We start from the raw sequence: 19,293 nt of genomic DNA, 5'->3' as shown, positions 1-19,293 counted from the left end.
CTTGGCCCTTGTCGAAACAAAAACCGAGGCGGGGCGCTCCGGCGCCCGCGCCTCGGCCTTCGCCATGTCGTTGCTGCGGTTCCTCGTGACCGTGGTGACGACCTATCTTGGTCTTCTGGCCGTGACCTTCTTCATCGGCCGCGTCGTTCCGATCGATCCGGCGCTCGCCATCGTCGGCGACCGTGCGCCCGCTCATGTCGTTGAACGCGTGCGCGAGGAGCTTGGCCTCAATCTGCCGCTCTACCAGCAGTTTTTCATCTATGTCCGACAGGCGCTCACCGGCGACTTCGGCATTTCGGTGCTGACCACCAATCCGGTAATGACCGACATCCGCCGGGTATTCCCGGCGACGATCGAGCTTGCCTCCGTCGGCACGGTGATCGGCGCCTTTTTCGGCGTGCCGCTCGGCGTGCTCGCCGCGGTCAAGCGCGGCTCGATCGCCGACCAGATCGTTCGGGTCATCGGCTTGATCGGCTATTCCGTGCCGATCTTCTGGCTCGGTCTTCTGGCGCTGGTGCTCTTCTACGCGAAGCTTCACTGGGTTGCCTATCCGGGGCGCATCGACATCGTCTATGAATATTCCTTCACGCCGATTACCGGCTTTTTCCTGCTCGATGCCGCCTGGCAGCGCCAGTGGGACGTCTTGTGGGATGTCTTCCGCCACATCATCCTTCCCGGTGCTCTGCTTGGCTATTTCTCGCTGGCCTATATCAGCCGGATGACCCGCAGCTTCATGCTCAATGAACTGTCCCAGGAGTATATCGTCGCAGCGCGCGCCAAAGGGTTGTCCGAGACACGGATCATCTGGTTCCATGCGCTGCGCAATGCCGCCGTGCCGCTGGTTACCGTGATCGCGCTCTCCTACGCCGGTCTGCTCGAAGGCTCGGTGCTGACCGAGACGATCTTCTCCTGGCCAGGGCTTGGCCTCTACATCACCAATTCGCTGCAGAACGCCGACATGAACGCCGTGCTGGGCGGCACGATGGTCATCGGCGCCGTGTTCATTGCGATCAATCTGCTGACCGATATCCTCTATCACGCACTCGACCCGAGGACGCGCAGCCGATGAGCCAGACCGACATGCAAACCGACCTGAGCCTGCGCGACTGGCTTCTCTCCGATCGCCCGCAGTCACGCCGGCAGGCCCGTCTTGGCCGGCTCTACATCATCTGGCGGCGCTTTTCCGAGAACCGCCTGGCGGTGCTCGGCCTGCTGATCCTGATCGGCCTGCTGCTCGTCGCCGCCTTTGCCGACGTTCTGGCGCCGCATTCGCCGGTGCAGGGCGATCTGCGCAATGCCCGGCTCCTGCCACCCGGCACCGCCGGTTATCTGCTCGGCACCGACGACCAGGGCCGCGACATTCTCTCGCGCCTGCTCTACGGCTCACGACTGACTCTTTTCGTCATCGTGCTGGTGGCGGTCATCGCCGCGCCGATCGGTCTGATCGTCGGCACTGTCTCCGGTTATGCCGGGGGATGGGTGGACGCCGTGCTGATGCGGATCACCGATATTTTCCTGGCCTTCCCCAAGCTCGTTCTGGCGCTGGCGCTGGTCGCCGCTCTCGGTCCGGGCATCGAGAATGCCGTGCTTGCGATCGCCATCACTTCCTGGCCGCCTTACGCGCGTATCGCGCGGGCCGAAACGTTGACCTTCCGCAATTCGGATTTCATCGCCGCGGTCAGGCTGATGGGCGCCTCTCCGATCCGTATCGTCATTTTCCACATCATGCCGCTGTGCATGTCGTCGCTGATCGTCCGCGTTACGCTCGACATGGCCGGCATCATCCTGACGGCCGCTGGTCTTGGCTTTCTCGGTCTCGGCGCTCAGCCGCCGTTGCCGGAATGGGGGGCGATGATCGCCTCCGGCCGCCGTTTCATTCTTGATCAGTGGTGGGTCGCGGCCATGCCGGGATTCGCCATCCTGATCGTTTCGCTCGGCTTCAACCTCCTGGGTGACGGTTTGCGCGATGCGCTGGATCCGAAGGAGGCCGGACAATGACGCCTCTCCTGACTGTCGAAAATCTCAAGGTCAGCTTTCCGACCCGCACCGGTCTCGTCGAGGCCGTGCGCGGCGTGAACTTCACGCTTGGCAAGGAACGGCTCGGCATTGTCGGCGAATCCGGTTCCGGCAAGTCGCAAACCGGCCGCGCTATCATGGGACTGACGCCGGGGCATGCGAGGATCACAGCCGACCGCCTCGCATTCGGCGGCACCGATCTTCTGTCGATCTCGCGCCGCGAGCGCCGTTCGCTGCGCGGCAAGAAAATCGCCATGATCCTGCAGGACCCGAAATATTCGCTGAACCCGGTCATGCCGGTCGGTCGGCAGATCATGGAGACCTTGCAGACCCACGAGCGTCTGTCCACAGCCGAGAAGCGCCAGCGGGCGCTGGACATGATGGAATCGGTGCAGATCAACGACCCCGAACGGGTCTTCGATCTCTATCCGCATGAAGTCTCCGGCGGCATGGGGCAGCGCATCATGATCGCCATGATGCTGATCTGCGGCCCGGAATTGCTGATTGCCGACGAGCCGACCTCGGCGCTCGACGTCACCGTGCAGCTCGAAGTGCTGGCGATCTTGGACAAGCTCGTCTCCGAGCGCGGCATGGGGCTCATCTTCATCAGCCACGACCTGCGTCTCGTCTCATCCTTCTGTGACCGGGTTCTCGTCATGTATGCGGGGCATGTCGTAGAGGAGCTGCCGGCCTCACGTCTGTCCGAGGCGCAGCACCCCTATACGCGTGGGTTGCTCAGCTGTCTGCCGCAGATCGATGCCGATCACCACCCCTTGCCCGTCCTCGAACGCCAGGAGGCGTGGGCGCTATGACCGCACCAGCCATTTCGATCCGCGACATGCTCGTGACTTTCAGCGGCTTTCGGGCGCTGAACGAGGTGAGTCTCGATATTGCCGCTGGCGAGTCGTTCGGCATCGTCGGTGAATCCGGCTCCGGCAAGTCGACGCTTTTGCGCGCTGTCGCAGGACTCAACCGTTTCGACAGCGGAAGCCTCCTGGTGGATGGCCGCAGCTTTTCCGGCAAGGACCGCGACCACGAGTTCTACCGGACCGTCCAGATGGTGTTCCAGGACCCCTATGGCTCGCTGCATCCGCGCCAGACGATCGACCGGCTGCTGCTCGAGCCGCTTGCCATCCATGGCTTCACCGACGCCGAGTCACGGATCGCCCGCGCGCTCGACGAGGTGGGGCTCGGTTCCGGCTTCCGCTTCCGCTTTTCGCATCAGTTGTCGGGTGGTCAGCGCCAGCGCATCGCCATTGCGCGGGCGTTGATCGTCGAACCGAAGATCCTGCTGCTCGACGAGCCGACTTCGGCGCTCGATGCGTCTATCCAGGCCGAGATCCTCAACCTGCTCGAACAGGCTCGCAAGGATCGCGACCTGACCTTCGTCATGGTCAGCCATGACCTGGCGGTGATCAGCCACATGTGCGAGCGGCTGGCGGTGATGAAGGCCGGAAAGGTGGTCGAGTCGCTCGATGTGGCGCAGCTACGCTCGCGAGAGTTCTCGACCGACTATACGCGCCAGCTGATGGTGGCGAGCGAAGGGTTTGTGCGGGAGGCCTGAACCGTCAGGCGACCCGTTGCCCCTTTCGCCACACGGCCTTGAGGAACGGATGACCATCATGCAGGCCGACGCGGATGAGATCCGCGCGTTTGCCGAGGGCGATTTCGCCTCGATCGGCAAGGCCTGCGGCCTCTGCCGGCACCTTTGTCACCATGCGAACGGCCGCGGCCAGATCGTAGTCGAGTGCCGGATCGCTGCCGATCAGGAAGGCGGCATCGAGCATGGAGCGTGGCACGTAGTCCGAGGCGAGAATGTCGACGAGCCTTTCCTCGAGCAGTTCACGCACCGCGACATTGCCCGATTGCGAGCCGCCGCGCACGATGTTTGGCGCTCCGCCGACGATCAGCATGGAACGGCTGCGGGCCTCGCGGGCGGCCTCCAGCGTGCAGGGGAATTCGGAGATCGCCACGCCTTCGTCGGCCGCCAGATCGACATGCTCGATGTCGGTGTCGTCATGGCTGAGCAGAGGCAGACCGCGGGCGCGGGCGAGTGCCACGACCTCGGGGCGCACCGTGCGGCCGATGTCCGATTTCTCCGCCACCATCTGGGCGATGCGGTCGCGGATGACCGCCTCACTTTCGCCCCCTGCCTTCTGCAGGCGGTTGACGTAGGCGTCCATGTCGCGGCTCTGGCGGATGCCCGGCAGATGTTCCATCACCGAGACGACGCGCACCAGTGGCCGGTCGATGTTCTCGGCGGTGAGTTCCGGCGTACGCGGATCGACCACTTCGCAGCGAAGGTGGACGAAGTGTTCGGCGCGCAGCATGCCGGCTGCCTGGGCGCGCTCCAGCACGTCGATCATCGGGCTCAGGATCTCCGCGCGTTCGCTGTCTTCGGAAGAAACGCCGACGCAAAGGCTGTCGAAAACGGTGGTCACGCCGCCGCCGATAATCTGGGCGTCATGGGCAAGGGCGGCGCGCATATAATCCCAGCGGACGTGCGGACGGGGATAGACGTGCTTTTCAAAATGGTCGGTGTGGATGTCGACGAGACCGGGCAGGAGATAGTCGCCGCCAAAGTCCAGCGCGCCGCTTGGCTGCGAGCCGGTTTCGATCGCGACGATCTGTCCGGCTTCAGAGACGAGTGTGCCGTGAACAATCCCGTCGGCCAGGATGATCCGGGCATTGGCGATTGTCAGCCGGGCGGTCGCATCGTTTTCATGACCCTCAGCACGCACGTCCATCAGCATAGCCTGACCTTTCCGATTTGAATGCCGGGGCCCTGTTTCGACGACGACTCGCCGGCGCCCGTCCGGGTCCGTGCTTAGACCCGTCGTGTGAAGGTTCTGTGTCGGCGGGCCCGCTCAGGCGACGGTGTGGAAACCGCCGTCGGCATAGATCACCGAGCCGGTCATGGGCGCACCTGCGTCGCTGGCGAGGAAGGCGGCGATCTGGCCGATGTCCTCGATGCTGACGAGGCGGTGGGCGGGGGTGCGTTCGCGCACCTTGTCAAGAAGAGCGTCGAAGCGGTCGATGCCGGAGGCCGCACGGGTCTTGACCGGGCCGGCCGAGATGGCAAAGGCGCGGACCCGGCTCTCGGCGAGATCGGCTGCGAGATAACGGACGCTCGATTCCAGCGCGGCCTTGACCGGCCCCATCATGTTGTAGTTCTCCACCACCCGATCGGCGCCGTAGAAGCTGACGGTTATCAGACTGCCACCGTTCCTCATCAGCGGCACGGCGAGCTTTGCCATGCGGATGAAGGAGTGACAGGAGACGTCCATGGCCATGGCGAAGCCTTCGGCCGAACAATTGACGACGCTGGTGTGAAGGTCCTCGCGCGGGGCGAAGGCGATGGAATGCAGGAGAAAATCGAGCTTGCCCCAGCGGCGTTCGATTTCGCCGAACACCGCCTCCAACTGGCCCGGAATGCGCACGTCGAGCGGCACGAAGATTTCCGCGTCCAGTTTTTCGGCGACTGGCCGGACGAAAGGCTCGGCCTTCTCGTTGAGATAGGTGACGGCGAGTTCGGCGCCGGCGGCGCGAAAGGCTGCGGCGCAGCCGGCGGCGATGCTCACGTCGTTGGCGATGCCGACGACCAGTCCACGTTTTCCTGCAAGGCTCGTCAGCGACATCTGTTCGTGTCTCCGTTTCAGAGGATGGAAAGGGCTTCGTCTGCGATAACCTGTTCCTCGTCGGTCTCGATGACCATGACCGCGACGCCTGAGGCGGGCGCCGAGATCGTCGCCGCATTGGTCGCGTTGGCGCTGGTGTCGAGCCGGACACCAAGGAAGGCGAGCCGTTCGCAAACGGCGCTTCGGATCGCCGGCTGGTGCTCGCCGATGCCGGCGGTAAAGACGAGGGTATCGAGCCCGCCGAGGGTGGCGGAAAGCCTGGCGACTTCGCCGGCGATACGGAAGGTGAAGACGTCGATCGCCTCCCTGGCTTCCTGTGCGGTGCTTTCGAGAAGCGCGCGGCTGTCGGCGCTGATGCCGGACAGCCCGAGCAGGCCGGACTTGTGGTAGACGATGTCCTCGACTTCTTCGCGCGAAAGCCCCATGCGCGCCATGAAGTGAAAGATGACCCCGGGATCGAGCGCGCCGGAGCGGGTGGCCATCGGAATGCCGTCGATGGTCGAAAAGCCCATCGAGCTGTCGCGGCTCAAGCCGCCCTCAATCGCGCAGATGCTGGCGCCGCTGCCGAGATGGGCGACCACGGTGCGAGCGTTTGCGTTTTCAGGCCGGAGTTTGGCCAGCGCACCGGCGATGTATTTGTAAGAAAGGCCGTGAAAGCCGTAGCGCTTGATGCCTTGGTCGAAATAGGTGCGCGGGATGGCGAAACGCTGTACGGTCGGCGACTGGCTGCGGTGGAATGCGGTGTCGAAGGAGGCCGTCTGCGGCAGATGAGGCTTCAGGTGGCGAATTGCCTCGATCAGCCTGAGGTTCTGCGGCTGGTGGAGTGGTGCCAGCGGTGTGAGCGCGGCGATGCCGGAAAAGGCTCGATCGTCGATCAGCACCGGGCCGGAAAACATGTCTCCACCGTGAACGACACGGTGTCCGACGGCGGTGACCGCATCAATGTCAAAATGATTGGCCAGCCAGCCGAAGGTTTCGTCCAGCACCTCGTGCAACATGTCGCCGCCCTCGGCTTCGAGCGGCACGTCGAACACTTCCGGACCCTCGACCAGATGGAAGGTCAGCGGCTTGTGGCGGAAGTCGATCATGCCCTTGCCGATGCGAACCGCCTTGTCCTCCTTGCGCAGGAACAGACCGATTTTCACCGTCGAGGAGCCGGCGTTAAAGGTGAGGAGCAGCTTTTCCGTCATTGAGCCGGCAGTCCCTGGGCGGCGCGCTTGGCGGCAACGAGCTTGGCGAGTGCCGCCGAGGCGATGCGGACCTTGAGGCTGTCGGAACGGCTGGTCAGGATGATCGGCACGCGGGCGCCGAGTACCAGGCCGGCGGCGTCAGCACCGGCGAAATAGAGCAACTGCTTGGCCAACATGTTGCCGGCTTCGAGATCGGGCACGAGCAGGATGTCAGCCTGGCCGGCGACGGGGGAGACGATCCCCTTGGTGCGGGCGGCCTCAAGGCTGATGGCATTGTCGAAGGCAAGCGGTCCGTCGACGCTGGCGCCGGTGATCTGGCCACGCGCAGCCATGACGGTCAGCGCCGCCGCGTCGAGCGTCGCCTGCATCTTGTCATTGATCGTCTCCACGGCGGCGAGCACGGCAACCTTCGGTTTGGTATTGCCGAGCAGTTGCAGCAGGTCGATGGCGTTCTGGCAGATGTCACGCTTGTGGTCGAGGGTGGGAGCGATGTTGATCGCCGCGTCGGTGACCACCAGCAGTTTCTCGTAGGCCGGCACGTCCATGACATAGGCATGGCTGATGCGACGCGCGGTCCTCAGTCCCGAGCCGGGAGCCACGACGGCGCCCAGCAGTTCGTCGGTGTGCAGGCTGCCCTTCATCAGGGTGGACACCTTGCCGGCAACCGCCAGTTCGACCGCCTTTTCGGCGGCAGCATGGCTGTGTTCGACGGAGATGATCTCGAAACCGTCAAGGGAGATGCCGGCCTTTTCGGCGGCTGCGCGAATCTTGGCCTCGGGGCCGATCAGAACCGGGTCGAGCAGGTTCTCGTCACGGATTTCTATAGCTGCCTGGATTGCCTCGGGCGAGCAGGGATGAACGAGGGCAGTCTTGATGAGGGGGAGCGCACGTGCCTCGGCGACGATGTCATCGAAGCGGTCGTGGTGCTGCGCCACGACTTCCGGAAGGGTGACCTGCGGCCATTCCATCCGTTCGAACGGGGCGATAACGGTCGCCCGGCCGCATAAGACTTCCTCGCCTTTCTGGTTGGTGCAGCGGGTGTCGAACACGACGATCCGTTTGTCGGGACGCTTTTCCGTCACGGTGACGATCGCGGTGATCGTGTCGCCGGGGAAAACCGGCTTTTCGAACCGCAGTTCCTGGCCGAGATAAATGGTGCCGGGACCGGGCAGCTTGGTGCCGAGCACGGCCGACACCACGGCGGCCGTCCACATGCCGTGGGCAATGATGTGACCGAAGAAATCCTTTTCGGCGAATTTTGCATCGACATGGGCCGGATTGAAATCGCCGGAGGCACGCGCGAAGAGCTTGATGCTTTCGAGATCGACCGAGCGCTTGAGCGTCGCACTGTCGCCGACTTTCAGTTCGTCGAAGGTACGGTTCGTCAGGAGGGTTTCAGTCATTTCACTCTCATTTCTGATGGACATAGGTGCCGGGCGCGGCTTCCTTTGCGACATAACCGTTTTCGCTTGCCCCCATCGGCGGCGGTGCAACCTTCTCCTGCGACGAATGGGACACAAGCCAGGCAGACCACGCCGGCCACCACGAACCCTCTTGTGAAGGGCACTCGGCCATCCATTCCTCGGCGCTCACGCAGGGATCCACAGCCTTCTTGGTTTCCATGCGAAAATGGCGGTGCGGATGACCGGGTTCGCTGACGATGCCGGCATTGTGGCCGCCGCTGGTCAGAACGAAGGTGACGTCGGTGTCGGTCAGGTAATGGATCTTGTAAACGGAGGTCCAGGGGGCAACATGGTCGCGTTCGGTCCCCACGGAGAAAAGCGGAACGCGGATGTTCTGCAGCGCTGCCGGGTGGCCGTCGACCATGAAGCGGCTGGCGGCGAGTTCGTTGTCGAGATAGAGGCGCTGGAGATATTCGGCATGCATGCGGAAGGGCATGCGCGTGGTGTCGGCGTTCCAGGCCATCAGATCGATCATCGGCGTGCGCTCGCCCATCATGTAGTCGTGCACGATGCGCGACCAGATAAGGTCATTTGAGCGCAATAGCTGGAAGGCGCCGGCCATCTGGTCGGCCGAGAGGAAGCCGCGGTTCCACATGACGCTTTCGAGGAAATGCAGCTGGCTGTCATCGATGAAAAGGGCGAGCTCGCCTGGCTCGGAGAAATCCGTCTGGGCGGCAAACAGGGTCACGGAGGCGAGGCGCTCATCCTTGGCGCGCGCCATGGCGGCGGCTGCGATCGATAGCAGCGTGCCGCCGAGGCAGTAGCCGGCAGCATGGATCTTGCGATCCGGTATGATCGCGTTGATCGCATCGAGGGCGTCCATGACGCCGAGGCGGCGGTAGTCGTCCATGCCGAGGTCGCGATCGGCGGCGGTCGGATTGTGCCAGGAGATGCAGAAGACGGTGTGGCCCTGGGAGACGAGATAGCGGATCAGCGAATTGTGCGGCGAAAGATCGAGGATGTAGTATTTCATGATCCATGCCGGAACGATCAGGATCGGTTCGGCGTGGACGGTTTCGGTTGCCGGCGAATACTGGATCAGCTCGATCAGGCGGTTACGATAGACGACGCGACCGGGAGTGGTTGCGACGGTCTTGCCAGGTACGAAGTCCTCGGTACCGGCGACCGGCTGCTTGGTCAGTTCGCGGTTGGCATCCTCGATGAAATTCCTGAATCCCTCCAGGAAGTTCATGCCGCCGGTTTCAGCGGCGCGTTTCATCACCACCGGATTGGTCAATGGGAAGTTCGATGGGGAGAAGACGTCGAGGATCTGGCGGGTGGCAAAGGAAATCACGTCCTCGTGGTGTGCGGCGACGCCGGGCACGTCGTTGGTCACCTTATGCCACCATTGCTGGTTTAGCAGGAAACACTGGGACATGATATTATAAGGGAAATGCTGCCATTCCTCGCCCTTGAAACGTTCGTCGCCTGGCAGGGGCTCGATGCAGGGGGGTGTTTGCGGGTCAACGGCGGCTGCCGCAAGATGAGTGGCGAGGCGGTGGCTCTTGCGCAATGCCTTCTGCGCCAGTTCCAGCCGCTTGCCTGGTGCCATGCCGAGATGGATCGCCCAGTCGTAGACGGCAAGTGATATGGCGGCGGGCGAGATGCCGCCGGTGAACGGCGCGATCATCACCTCGTTCATGCGATTGAGGGCGTCGAAACCTGCTGCTTGTGAGCCGTCGTCGAAACCGAGAGCGTCGAGCGCCGTGTCGAGATTGGCGGAGGAGGGATCTCCGGCCCGGATGATGCTGGATGTCGACATGTCTCTTTCTCCCGCAATAGGTCCGTCACTCCGACAGGGGAATAACGTGGATTCGTGACGCGCATACGAAATGATGAGCGCTTCGACACGCTTGTATTGCGGTGCAATATAAGCCTTTGCCGCCGCTATTCAATCAAAGCCTTGCCTAAAGCCTAATGCCGCCTTACCCGAAAGGCGCATGTCGATCGTCGGGCGGTGCCGGTTGCCGCCGAAGCGGATCAGCCGTAGCGGTCGCGCCAGGAGGCCTGCGCGCCTTCGACCGGCAAAGAGGTCGCCTCGAAGACGCCGCGAGCGATGGCGCGGGCCATGACGAGGGTGGCAAGATGGCACAGTTCCATGAAATCGGTGGAATTCGCGAGTGGCCGGCGATTGGTCGCGGCGGAGAATATCGTATCGCCATCGGCGGGCAGATGAGCCGGCAACACCGCGCGGGCAAGCCCGCCGTGGGCCATGATCGACAGGCGGTGTGTCTGCGCCTTGGTCAAGGCGGCGTCAGTCACCACGGCGCCGATGGTGGTGGCGGTCAGGTTGATGCCCTTGGCCTGCAGGATCGTATCGGGCGAGGAGAAATTGGCCGGTAGGCCGATGCCGCCGAATTCATCGTCGAGTTCAAAGGGGGCGGCCCAGAAGAACGGGCCGTCGCCGATCGTCGTCGAGCCCATGGCGTTGACCGCGACGAGGGCGGCGATCGTATGGCCGCCGCTGGTCATAGCGCTGGCCGAACCAAGCCCGCCCTTGAAAGTTGCTGTCGTCGCGCCGGTGCCGGCACCGACGCTGCCAAGGTCGAAGGCACCATGCCTGGCCGCCATGAAGGCATCATAACCCATGTCGCGATAGGGCGAGTGCAGGCCCCAGTCCTTGTTGCCGCCATTCAGCAGATCCATGAGGATTGCCTGGGGCACGATCGGCACGCGGACATCGCCGACCGGGAAGCCTCGACCGATGGCGCGAAGACCAGCCTGTACGCCGCCGGCGGCATCAAGGCCAAAGGCTGATCCGCCCGAGAGCACGAAAGCGTCAACCGCCTCCACCGTCATGGCCGGATCGAGCAGCGCCGTCTCACGCCCGCCTGGTGCGCCGCCGAGCACACTGCCGGAAGCCGTGGCCGGGCGGTCGAAGACGATTGCCGTGACACCGGAGCCGAGCTTCAGGTCCGTGGCGTGACCGACGGCGACACCTTCGACATCGGTTAGCAGGTTCAGTTGGGACGTCATGCCATACCTCGTATTCGTACGTGCTTCGGTTGGACAGAGCTGTCTGTCGGCTGGAAAATACGGGGTGGAGAGTGACCCGGTCCGTGATCGGAATCAACCCGCGCCAGGATCGAAACAGACCGGGCGGATTTCGGACGCCGGATCGGCGCGTGTTCGGAAATCGGCGCTGTAGTAATGCGATAATACCCGTCCCTTCGGCCGATTTGCTAGCGTCCGCCCGACATTCCAGAACGGGAGGATGATATGTCGAAGAAGATCCTGATGATTGCCGGCGATTTTGCCGAAGACTACGAGACCATGGTGCCGTTCCAGACGTTGCTTGCCTGTGGTTACACCGTGCATGCCGTTTGCCCCGGCAAGAAGGCCGGCCAGACGATCGCCACCGCGATTCATGATTTCGAGGGCGACCAGACCTATACGGAAAAGCGCGGCCACAATTTCGCGCTCAATGCCACCTTCGCCGAAATCAAGGCATCGGACTATGATGCGCTGGTCATTCCCGGTGGTCGGGCACCGGAATATCTGCGCCTCAATGCGGAGGTGATCGCTGCCGTGAAGCACTTCTTCGATGCCAACAAGCCGGTAGCCGCCGTTTGCCACGGCGCGCAGGTCCTGGCCGCGGCCCGCGTGCTTGAGGGCCGCACATGCTCGGCCTATCCGGCCTGCCGTCCCGAAGTCGAACTGGCCGGCGGCACCTATGCCGACATCGCCATCGACGCGGCCGTGACCGACGGCAATCTGGTGACTGCACCGGCCTGGCCGGCGCATCCGGCATGGCTGAAACAGTTCATGGCGGTGCTTTCCGCCTGATCGCGGCCCAATGGAACGAGACGGCGGGGCTTCACGGTTCCGTCGTTTCTCTCTAGGGTCTGACGTTACCGAGGACCGCGCATCCGGGAGGAAACCATGTGCAAGCTCTTCATCCAGGCCGATCCGGCCTTGTGGGAAAGCCAGACGAAATCGCTGCGCATTGACGGCATGGTGACCAGCGTCCGGCTGGAGAATTTCTTCTGGATGACACTGGAAGAGGTCGGTCGGCGCGACGGGATGACGGTGATCCAGCTGATCGCCAAGCTCTATCACGAGTCGATCGATGCCGGGCACGATCTCGGCAATTTCACCTCGTTCCTTCGCGTCTGCTGCGGCCGCTATCTGGCGCTCCAGCTGTCCGGGGATATACCGGCCAATACAGATTTGCCGATCGCAGCGCTCGACGCGGACCATATCCTGGTTGCCGAAAAGGCGAAGTATCACTGAACACGGACGCTTCCGTTTTCCGCTGTCGCTTTTCCACATGGCCAGGTCTTTGCACCGACGTGACGCTGTGCTCTCACGGTGCTATAGCGTGGTCATTGCACCGGCAGGGCATTCCCTTCCTTCCTCTCCTGCCGGACCCCTTTGTCTTTCAGGAGTTGATCCCCCATGCCCGGTCCCAAGGTCGTTCCCGTTCAAGGTGACGCGCAAATGCCCGCCCGCGTCGATGTCGTCGTCATCGGCGGCGGGATCATCGGTTCGTCGACGGCGCTGGAGCTTGCCGAACGCGGCGTATCGGTCGCGCTTTGCGAGAAGGGGGGGATCGGTGAGGAGCAGTCGAGCCGCAACTGGGGCTGGGTACGCATTTCCTGGCGCGATCCGCGCGAAGTACCACTGATGGCCGAAGCGATCCGCATCTGGCAGGGGCTGGACGCCCGAACCGGCCGCGACACCGGTTACAGGCAATGCGGCATCGTGTTCGCCTCGCTCGACAAGTCCTATGAGGCGAAGAACGCCGAATGGCCCGAGGCGCTCGGCGCCTATCAGCTCAAGTCGCGCATGATCGATGGCGCGGAGTTCAACGGGCTCTATCCGGGCATGAAGCACGACTTCAAAAGCGCTCTGTTTACGCCGGCCGACGGCCGCGCCGAACCGCAGAAGGCCGCGCCGGCGATCGCCGAAGCGGCGCGCGACAAAGGCGCGCATATCCTGACCAACTGCGCGGTGCGTGGTATCGAGACATCGGGTGGCAAGATCTCGGGGGTCGTGACCGAGCGTGGTTCGATCGCCTGCTCGTCGGTCGTTCTTGCCGGCGGGGCATGGTCGAGCCTGTTTGCCCGCAATGCCGGGGTCGATCTGCCGCAGCTCAAGGTGATGAACACCGTCATCCGCACCAAGCCGATCGAAGGCGGGCCGGAGCAGACGCTGTATGGCCGGGATTTCGCCTTCCGCAAGCGGCAGGACGGCGGTTATACGATCGCCTCGCGCTACGACAATATCGTCGAGATCGTCCCCGACAGCTTCCGCTACATGCTGAAGTTCCTCCCCGCCCTGAAAAGCGAGTGGCGGTCGTTGCGCTTTCGCGTCTCCGGCCGCTTCCTGGAGGAGGGCCGTATGGCGCAGCGCTGGCGGATGGATGAGGAGACACCTTTCGAGCGATGCCGCGTGCTCGATCCCAAGCCCTCCGACAAGTGGACCAATCACGCGCTTGCGCAGTTGAAGAAAGATTACCCGGTCTTCGCCAAGGCCGAGATCGAGCAGCGCTGGGCCGGCTATATCGACGTTTCGCCCGACGCCGTTCCGGTGATTTCTCCGGTCGAGGCGGTGCCGGGTTTCTTTATCGCCACAGGCTTCTCCGGCCACGGCTTCGGTATCGGGCCGGGGGCCGGGCGCCTCATGGCCGACCTTGTCACCGGACATACCCCTTGCGTGGATCCGACGGCTTTTCGTCTGTCGCGCTTCTTCGACGGCTCGAAGATCGAGATCATCAGCGGGGTCTGAGGCTGATACGAAAAAGGGGCGCCGCGGCGCCCCTTGTCACTTGCGCAATCGCCGGCTCAGCGCTTCAACAGGCGCGGATCGAGCGCGTCACGGATGGCATCGCCGATATAGTTGACCGAAAGCACGGAGAGCGAAATCGCCAGGCCGGGCCACAAGACGCGCGACGGGTTTATCTGCAGGAAGTTGGCGCCATCGAACAGCAGGCGGCCCCAGGTCGGGAAATCCGAGGGGAAGCCGAGGCCGAGGAAAGACAGGGCCGATTCCGTGATGATCGCCGAGGCGATGCCAAGCGTCGCGGAGACCATGATCGAGCTCATGACGTTCGGCAGGATGTGCTTGAGGATCACCCGGTACTCCCACATGCCGCTCGATTTCGCCGCCAGGATGAATTCCTGACTCTTCACCGTCAGCACGTCACCGCGAACGATGCGGGCCGTGTGCATCCAGCTGGTGATGCCGATGACGAAGACGATCAGGATGAAGATCCCGGTCTCCGGTCCGAACGCGGCCCGCAATGTGTCACGGAAAAGCATGATGATGACGAGCAGCAAGGGCAGCAAGGGCAGCGCCAGGAACAGATCGGTCATGCGCATCAGCAAGCCGTCGATCCTCTTGAAATAACCGGCCAGAACCCCGACCAGCGTTCCGAGGAACAGAGCCAGAAGCATTGCCGTTATGCCGACGGCAAGCGAGATCTGCCCGCCGGCCATGACCTGCGCCAACATGTCGTGACCAAGGTTGTCGGTGCCGAAGGGATGGGCAAGCGACATCCCCTGGTTTTTCGCGCGGATGTCGAGCTTGTTGGGATCGACGGTGTGGATCAGCGGGCCGACATAAACCGCAAGCAGGATGAAGGCGAAGACGATCAGGCCCGCGACACCGCCCGGATGGGCCTTGAACTGGTGCCAGAGGTCGCCGGCAAAGGATCGGGAAGGGCGGTCCTCAACGACCGCAGTTGTATCAGTCATAGCGGATCCTCGGATCAAGGATGCCGTAAAGGACGTCGGCAATCAGGTTGAAGAGCACGATCAGGATGGCGAAGATGAAGGTCAGTGTCTGGACCAATGGAATATCGGCGCCCTGGATGGCGACGATCAGCAATTGGCCGAGACCGTTGACCCGGAAGATCTGCTCCGTGATGATCGCCCCGGAGAAGATCGTGGGTACGCCGAGCGCGATGACCGTGACGACCGGGATCAGGCTGTTGCGCAGGACATGCACGAGCAGCACGACCTTCTCCTTGACGCCCTTGGCGCGGGCGGTCCGGACATAGTCCTGATGCAGATTGTCGAGCATGGATGCGCGTACGAACCGGCTGATCTGCGAGGTATTGTAAAGCGTCAAAACCAGCACGGGCAGGAACATTTGCCTGACCTGGGCAAGGAAGCTGGACCAGTCGTGAACGACGAGGTTCGTGTCGTAGATTGACGGGAACCATTGCAGATAGGAGCTGAAGACGACGATCAGCAGGACACCGGTGAAGAAGGTCGGCACCGAATAGCCGATCATCGAGATGAAAGTGCCCAGCTGATCGAAGACCGAATACTGTTTGTAGGCCGAAAGGACGCCGATCGGGATCGCCAGCATGACACCGAAGACATAGGACATGCCAACGACCCAAAGGGTCTGGGGCAGTCTCTGGACGATCAGGTCGACGACGGGGCTGCGGGTTGCCCACGACAGCACGCGCAGACGCTCGCCGGTGCCGACGGTCAGTCCGGTGAGCTGTTCGAAAATATTCAGCGGTTCATTGATGAAAAACTGCTGCAACCATTTGAGGAAGCGAATGAAGAAGGGCTGGTCCATGCCAAGCGCCGCCCGCATCTGTTCGCGTACTTCCGGTGGAATGGTCAGGGGCAGGTCGCCGAGCGGATCGTTGGGAGCGAGGTCCAGCAGAGCGAAAATGATGAAGCTGATAATCAGCAATGTCGGGATTGCGAACAGCAACCGCCGCAGTGTGTATGTGAACATCGGATAGTCTCCAGACCGTCACGAAGAAAATGCTACCGGGCCCGGCGGGTGCCGGGCCCGGTGAGATACATTTACTTCTTGCGCGACCAGTCAGCGACGTTCCAAAGCTCTGAGTCCCAGGCGTTCATCCTGACGCCATCGAGCGTGACGTTGACCGCCGACGGCTGGCCACGATGGATAAGCGGGATCTGGGCGCCGTCGTTGCTCAGCATATCGTTGAGCTGTTTGGCGATCGCGGCGCGTTCTTCAAGCTTGCCGGTCTTGCCGAGGGTGTCGACCAGCTTGTCATATTCCGGGTTGCAGTAGCGGGGCTCGTTCTCACCCTGCCAGCCATTGGCCGGGGTCGGAGCCTTGTCGCACTTCCAGCCTGCCATGTACTTCTCCGGATCGGTTCCGTCGAAGTTGTTGGTGTACATCTGCACGTCGGCATAGAACTTCTGGAAGGTATCCGGGGAAGCCGGGTCGCCGCCGAAGAAGACGGAAGCCGAGATGTTACGCAGCTCGACATCGACGCCGATCTGCTTCCACATGTCCTTCACGAGCGCCTGGGTGCCCTGACGGACCGAGTTGGTCGAGGTCTGGTAGAGGAAGGAGAGCTTGACGCCGTTCTTTTCGCGGATGCCGTCAGGCCCCATTTTCCAACCGGCATCTTCAAGCAGCTTGTTGGCGCCTTCGATGTCCTGCTTCAGGCACCAGTCAACGGCGGTCGAGACATAGATATCCGGAGCCGGCAGGATGTTGCAGGTCGGCTTGCCGTTGGCGCCGTAGCCGGCCTCGACCAGGATGTCACGGTCGATGGCGATGGAAAGCGCTCTGCGAACCGCCGGGTCGGACAATGCAGGATGTGGACCGGCTTCCTTGGTCGAACGCTTGTCGCCGAGCGACGGGTCGACGCCGAAAGGGTTCAGGTCGATACGCTCGACCTGGGTGCCGAAGGCCACCTCGATCTTGCCTTTGCCGGCCTGCATCATCTGTTCGAGCACTTCCGGTTCGACCTGCATGTTCCAGGCGTAATCGTATTCGCCTGTCTCAAGAACCGAGCGGGCCGCGGAGGCGGCATCGCCACCGCCCTTCAGCGTTGCCGTGGCGAAGGCCGGCTTGGCCGGGTCGCGGTAGTTCGGGTTCGCTTCAAAGGTGATGACGTCGTTCGGCTTGAATTCCTTGACCACAAACGGGCCGGTGCCGATCGGACCGAAGTTGGCGGCGGTGCATTCCGGTGCCTTGGCGCCCATGCAATCCTTGAACTGGGCTGCCTGGATCAGCGGCGACTGGGCGCCGACGAAAGCGGAGTAGGGATAGGGCTTTGGCTCGGAGAAGGAGATCTTGATGGTTGAGGGATCAATCGCCTCGACATTGGTCACGCCTTCGTAATAGGCGGCCTGGGCGCAGCCGCCGTCCGGCGCCGTGCAGTACTTCCAGGTGAAAATGGCGTCATCGGCGGTGACCGGCGTGCCGTCCGACCATTTGAGGCCGGGCTTCAGTTTCCACGTGATGCTTTTCATATCGGCCGTGACGCCGCCATTCTCGATGGTCGGGATGTCTGCGGCCAGCATCGGAACCAGTGTGCCGGTCTCGTCGTAGCGGGCGAGTGGCTCGATCACCATGGATGAGCTGTACACTTCCTTGGTGCCGCCGGAGAGATAGGGATTGAGGGTGGAGACGGCCTGCCAGAAGATGATTTTAAGGTCACCGTCCGAGCCTCGCTCGGCGAAGGCGGGTGCCGCCTGCACGGCCAGCGCCGCAGCCGAGGCTGCCAATAGAATACGGAATTTCTGCATGTCGTCATTCCCCTGTTTTTATCGTTGGAGTTTTGATCGTCAGTGCTGCCTGAGGAGAGTTCCCGTTCTCCCGGCGGTCAAGGCCAGTCCCAGTTATCTTATTGGCCCTGTTTCGTAATTTTGACTCTGTTGTCTCCGCTTAAGGTCTCCGATCGTCTCGGATGCTTGTCCGGAACATGCGGGACTGATCAAAATTTGAGCCATCTAAGCATAGGCCTATTTTGTGTTCAAGGCGGAAAATTGCGGCTTGCAAAAGCGCTTTGAGGCAGCGCAGTATGACCGGATAAAAGTGGGAACCACAAGAAAAATGCGAGGATCGAACACATGCCCGTGTTGAACCGTGCCAGCGAACTGCAAGGCGAGGTGGCCGCCTGGCGCCGCCATCTCCATGAGAACCCGGAACTCTTGTTCGATGTCGAAGAGACCGCCGAATTCGTCGCGGAGAAACTGAAGTCCTTCGGTTGCGATGTGGTGGAAACCGGCATTGGCCGTACCGGGGTCGTGGCGATCATCAAGGGCAGCCGCGGCGACGGACCGGTCATCGGTTTCCGCGCCGACATGGACGCCTTGCCGATCTACGAGACGAGCGGCAAGGAATGGGCGTCGAAGACGCCGGGCAAGATGCATGCCTGCGGCCATGACGGGCACACGGCCATGCTGCTCGGGGCGGCGAAATATCTCGCAGAGACCCGTAATTTCCGCGGTTCCGTCGCGCTGATCTTCCAACCGGCAGAAGAAGGCGGCGGCGGTGGCCTGAAAATGGTCGAGGATGGCATGATGGAAACCTTCGGCATCTCCCAGGTCTACGGCATGCACAATCATCCCGGCATGCCGGTCGGTCATTTCGCCACGCGCAAGGGCTCGGTGATGGCGGCGGCCGACGAGTTCGAGATCGTCGTACATGGACGTGGCGGCCATGCCGCGCAGCCGCACACGACCATCGACCCGGTGCTGGTTTCCTCGCATATCGTCATCGCTCTGCAGGCAATCGCCTCGCGCGAGGTCGATCCGCTGAAATCGGTTGTGGTGACGGTCGCGTCCGTGCATGGCGGCGAGGCGTGCAACGTAATCGCCAATACCGTCAAGCTGACCGGCACCGTGCGCACGCTTCTGTCCGAGACGCGTGATTACGCCGAGCGGCGCCTGAACGAAGTGGCCAACGGTATTGCCGCAACCTTCGGCGCAACCGTCGATGTGCACTATCGGCGCGGTTATCCGGTGACCTTCAATCACCCGGACGAGACGGAATTCGCGCTTGGCGTTCTCCGGCGTATTTCCGGCGACCGGGCGGTTGAAAGCGAAATTGCGCCGATGATGGGGGCGGAAGACTTTTCCTACATGCTGGAGGCCCGCCCCGGCGCTTTCGTCTTCATCGGCAATGGCGACAGCGCCAACCTCCACCATTCGGCCTACGATTTCAACGACGAGGCCATCCCCTACGGCATCAGCTACTGGGTGACGCTCGCGGAGACGGCGCTCGCGGCCTGATACCGCGACTGCATATTCT

General features: G+C 62.5%; 17 protein-coding genes. 8 read left to right on the top strand and 9 right to left on the bottom strand.

Going from position 1 to position 19,293, the window contains the following annotated elements:
• Position 1 precedes the first annotated feature (1 nt).
• From RNA01_RS12070 to RNA01_RS12055, 4 genes are read left to right on the top strand one after another with little or no spacing between them, the layout of a single operon-like run.
• Positions 2-1,069, top strand: a complete 1,068-nt coding sequence (locus RNA01_RS12070; protein ID WP_147180466.1) for an ABC transporter permease — start codon at positions 2-4, stop codon at positions 1,067-1,069.
• Entirely contained in the window at positions 1,066-1,998 is a 933-nt protein-coding gene (locus tag RNA01_RS12065) for an ABC transporter permease (RefSeq protein WP_147180465.1), read from the top strand. The genes RNA01_RS12070 and RNA01_RS12065 overlap by 4 nt, the downstream gene beginning before the upstream one ends.
• Positions 1,995-2,828, top strand: a complete 834-nt coding sequence (locus RNA01_RS12060) for an ABC transporter ATP-binding protein (protein WP_147180464.1) — start codon at positions 1,995-1,997, stop codon at positions 2,826-2,828. Before RNA01_RS12065 ends, RNA01_RS12060 begins: the two co-directional genes overlap by 4 nt.
• The gene (locus RNA01_RS12055) at positions 2,825-3,580 is read left to right on the top strand and encodes an ABC transporter ATP-binding protein (RefSeq protein ID WP_147180463.1); all 756 of its coding nucleotides are present in this window, start codon (positions 2,825-2,827) and stop codon (positions 3,578-3,580) included. Before RNA01_RS12060 ends, RNA01_RS12055 begins: the two co-directional genes overlap by 4 nt.
• 4 nt (positions 3,581-3,584) lie before the next feature.
• Here RNA01_RS12055 and RNA01_RS12050 read toward each other — a convergent pair whose 3' ends face one another.
• The 6 genes from RNA01_RS12050 to RNA01_RS12025 all read right to left on the bottom strand — a co-directional run bounded on the left by RNA01_RS12050 (position 3,585) and on the right by RNA01_RS12025 (position 11,283).
• Positions 3,585-4,763, bottom strand: a complete 1,179-nt coding sequence (locus tag RNA01_RS12050) for an alpha-D-ribose 1-methylphosphonate 5-triphosphate diphosphatase (RefSeq protein WP_235916591.1) — start codon at positions 4,761-4,763, stop codon at positions 3,585-3,587.
• Positions 4,764-4,883: 120 nt separating this feature from the next.
• Entirely contained in the window at positions 4,884-5,654 is a 771-nt protein-coding gene (fabI, locus tag RNA01_RS12045) for an enoyl-ACP reductase FabI (protein ID WP_147180461.1), read from the bottom strand.
• 17 nt (positions 5,655-5,671) lie between these two features.
• Positions 5,672-6,844: an acetate/propionate family kinase gene (locus RNA01_RS12040; protein WP_147180460.1), complete on the bottom strand. Its 1,173-nt coding sequence runs from the start codon at positions 6,842-6,844 to the stop codon at positions 5,672-5,674.
• Positions 6,841-8,247, bottom strand: coding sequence for a bifunctional enoyl-CoA hydratase/phosphate acetyltransferase (locus tag RNA01_RS12035; RefSeq protein ID WP_147180459.1), 1,407 nt, complete (start codon positions 8,245-8,247; stop codon positions 6,841-6,843). The genes RNA01_RS12040 and RNA01_RS12035 overlap by 4 nt, the downstream gene beginning before the upstream one ends.
• Positions 8,248-8,254: 7 nt before the next feature.
• Positions 8,255-10,069 carry a PHA/PHB synthase family protein gene (locus tag RNA01_RS12030; protein WP_147180458.1) on the bottom strand — a complete coding sequence of 605 codons (1,815 nt, stop codon included), beginning with the start codon at positions 10,067-10,069 and terminating at the stop codon, positions 8,255-8,257.
• 218 nt (positions 10,070-10,287) lie between these two features.
• On the bottom strand, positions 10,288-11,283 hold the full coding sequence (locus RNA01_RS12025) for a P1 family peptidase (RefSeq protein ID WP_147180457.1): 996 nt from the start codon (positions 11,281-11,283) through the stop codon (positions 10,288-10,290).
• Between the two features lie 243 nt (positions 11,284-11,526).
• Here RNA01_RS12025 and RNA01_RS12020 point away from each other — a divergent pair, with 243 nt between their 5' ends.
• The 3 genes from RNA01_RS12020 (at position 11,527) to RNA01_RS12010 (ending at position 14,037) form a co-directional block, all read left to right on the top strand.
• The gene (locus tag RNA01_RS12020; RefSeq protein WP_170253436.1) at positions 11,527-12,093 is read left to right on the top strand and encodes a DJ-1/PfpI family protein; all 567 of its coding nucleotides are present in this window, start codon (positions 11,527-11,529) and stop codon (positions 12,091-12,093) included.
• Positions 12,094-12,189: 96 nt separating this feature from the next.
• Positions 12,190-12,540 carry a ribbon-helix-helix domain-containing protein gene (locus tag RNA01_RS12015; protein ID WP_147180456.1) on the top strand — a complete coding sequence of 117 codons (351 nt, stop codon included), beginning with the start codon at positions 12,190-12,192 and terminating at the stop codon, positions 12,538-12,540.
• A gap of 165 nt (positions 12,541-12,705) precedes the next feature.
• Positions 12,706-14,037, top strand: coding sequence for an NAD(P)/FAD-dependent oxidoreductase (locus RNA01_RS12010; protein WP_147180455.1), 1,332 nt, complete (start codon positions 12,706-12,708; stop codon positions 14,035-14,037).
• Between the two features lie 56 nt (positions 14,038-14,093).
• Here the strand turns inward: RNA01_RS12010 and RNA01_RS12005 are convergent, their stop codons facing one another.
• The 3 genes from RNA01_RS12005 to RNA01_RS11995 all read right to left on the bottom strand — a co-directional run bounded on the left by RNA01_RS12005 (position 14,094) and on the right by RNA01_RS11995 (position 17,786).
• Positions 14,094-15,005, bottom strand: coding sequence for an ABC transporter permease (locus RNA01_RS12005; protein WP_147180454.1), 912 nt, complete (start codon positions 15,003-15,005; stop codon positions 14,094-14,096).
• Positions 14,998-16,008, bottom strand: a complete 1,011-nt coding sequence (locus RNA01_RS12000) for an ABC transporter permease (protein ID WP_147180453.1) — start codon at positions 16,006-16,008, stop codon at positions 14,998-15,000. Before RNA01_RS12000 ends, RNA01_RS12005 begins: the two co-directional genes overlap by 8 nt.
• Positions 16,009-16,079: 71 nt before the next feature.
• Complete coding sequence (locus tag RNA01_RS11995; protein WP_147180452.1) at positions 16,080-17,786, bottom strand: peptide ABC transporter substrate-binding protein; 1,707 nt, start codon at positions 17,784-17,786, stop codon at positions 16,080-16,082.
• 324 nt (positions 17,787-18,110) lie between these two features.
• On the opposite strand from RNA01_RS11995, the gene RNA01_RS11990 reads away from it, so the two are divergent.
• Positions 18,111-19,274 carry a M20 aminoacylase family protein gene (locus RNA01_RS11990; RefSeq protein ID WP_147180451.1) on the top strand — a complete coding sequence of 388 codons (1,164 nt, stop codon included), beginning with the start codon at positions 18,111-18,113 and terminating at the stop codon, positions 19,272-19,274.
• The last annotated feature ends 19 nt before the right edge of the window (positions 19,275-19,293 follow it).

Origin of the sequence: Paenirhizobium naphthalenivorans (assembly GCF_007992095.1) — a bacterium.
GTDB lineage: Bacteria > Pseudomonadota > Alphaproteobacteria > Rhizobiales > Rhizobiaceae > Allorhizobium > Allorhizobium naphthalenivorans.
This window is presented reverse-complemented; position numbering and strand designations above follow the sequence as displayed.

Coding starts and splice junctions, on each gene's coding strand:
- RNA01_RS12065 (WP_147180465.1), top strand. CDS start 1,066: ATGAGCCAGACCGACATGCAAACCGACCTGAGCCTGCGCGACTGGCTT.
- RNA01_RS12060 (WP_147180464.1), top strand. CDS start 1,995: ATGACGCCTCTCCTGACTGTCGAAAATCTCAAGGTCAGCTTTCCGACC.
- RNA01_RS12055 (WP_147180463.1), top strand. CDS start 2,825: ATGACCGCACCAGCCATTTCGATCCGCGACATGCTCGTGACTTTCAGC.
- RNA01_RS12050 (WP_235916591.1), bottom strand. CDS start 4,763: ATGGACGTGCGTGCTGAGGGTCATGAAAACGATGCGACCGCCCGGCTG.
- fabI (WP_147180461.1), bottom strand. CDS start 5,654: ATGTCGCTGACGAGCCTTGCAGGAAAACGTGGACTGGTCGTCGGCATC.
- RNA01_RS12040 (WP_147180460.1), bottom strand. CDS start 6,844: ATGACGGAAAAGCTGCTCCTCACCTTTAACGCCGGCTCCTCGACGGTG.
- RNA01_RS12035 (WP_147180459.1), bottom strand. CDS start 8,247: ATGACTGAAACCCTCCTGACGAACCGTACCTTCGACGAACTGAAAGTC.
- RNA01_RS12030 (WP_147180458.1), bottom strand. CDS start 10,069: ATGTCGACATCCAGCATCATCCGGGCCGGAGATCCCTCCTCCGCCAAT.
- RNA01_RS12025 (WP_147180457.1), bottom strand. CDS start 11,283: ATGACGTCCCAACTGAACCTGCTAACCGATGTCGAAGGTGTCGCCGTC.
- RNA01_RS12020 (WP_170253436.1), top strand. CDS start 11,527: ATGTCGAAGAAGATCCTGATGATTGCCGGCGATTTTGCCGAAGACTAC.
- RNA01_RS12015 (WP_147180456.1), top strand. CDS start 12,190: ATGTGCAAGCTCTTCATCCAGGCCGATCCGGCCTTGTGGGAAAGCCAG.
- RNA01_RS12010 (WP_147180455.1), top strand. CDS start 12,706: ATGCCCGGTCCCAAGGTCGTTCCCGTTCAAGGTGACGCGCAAATGCCC.
- RNA01_RS12005 (WP_147180454.1), bottom strand. CDS start 15,005: ATGACTGATACAACTGCGGTCGTTGAGGACCGCCCTTCCCGATCCTTT.
- RNA01_RS12000 (WP_147180453.1), bottom strand. CDS start 16,008: ATGTTCACATACACACTGCGGCGGTTGCTGTTCGCAATCCCGACATTG.
- RNA01_RS11995 (WP_147180452.1), bottom strand. CDS start 17,786: ATGCAGAAATTCCGTATTCTATTGGCAGCCTCGGCTGCGGCGCTGGCC.
- RNA01_RS11990 (WP_147180451.1), top strand. CDS start 18,111: ATGCCCGTGTTGAACCGTGCCAGCGAACTGCAAGGCGAGGTGGCCGCC.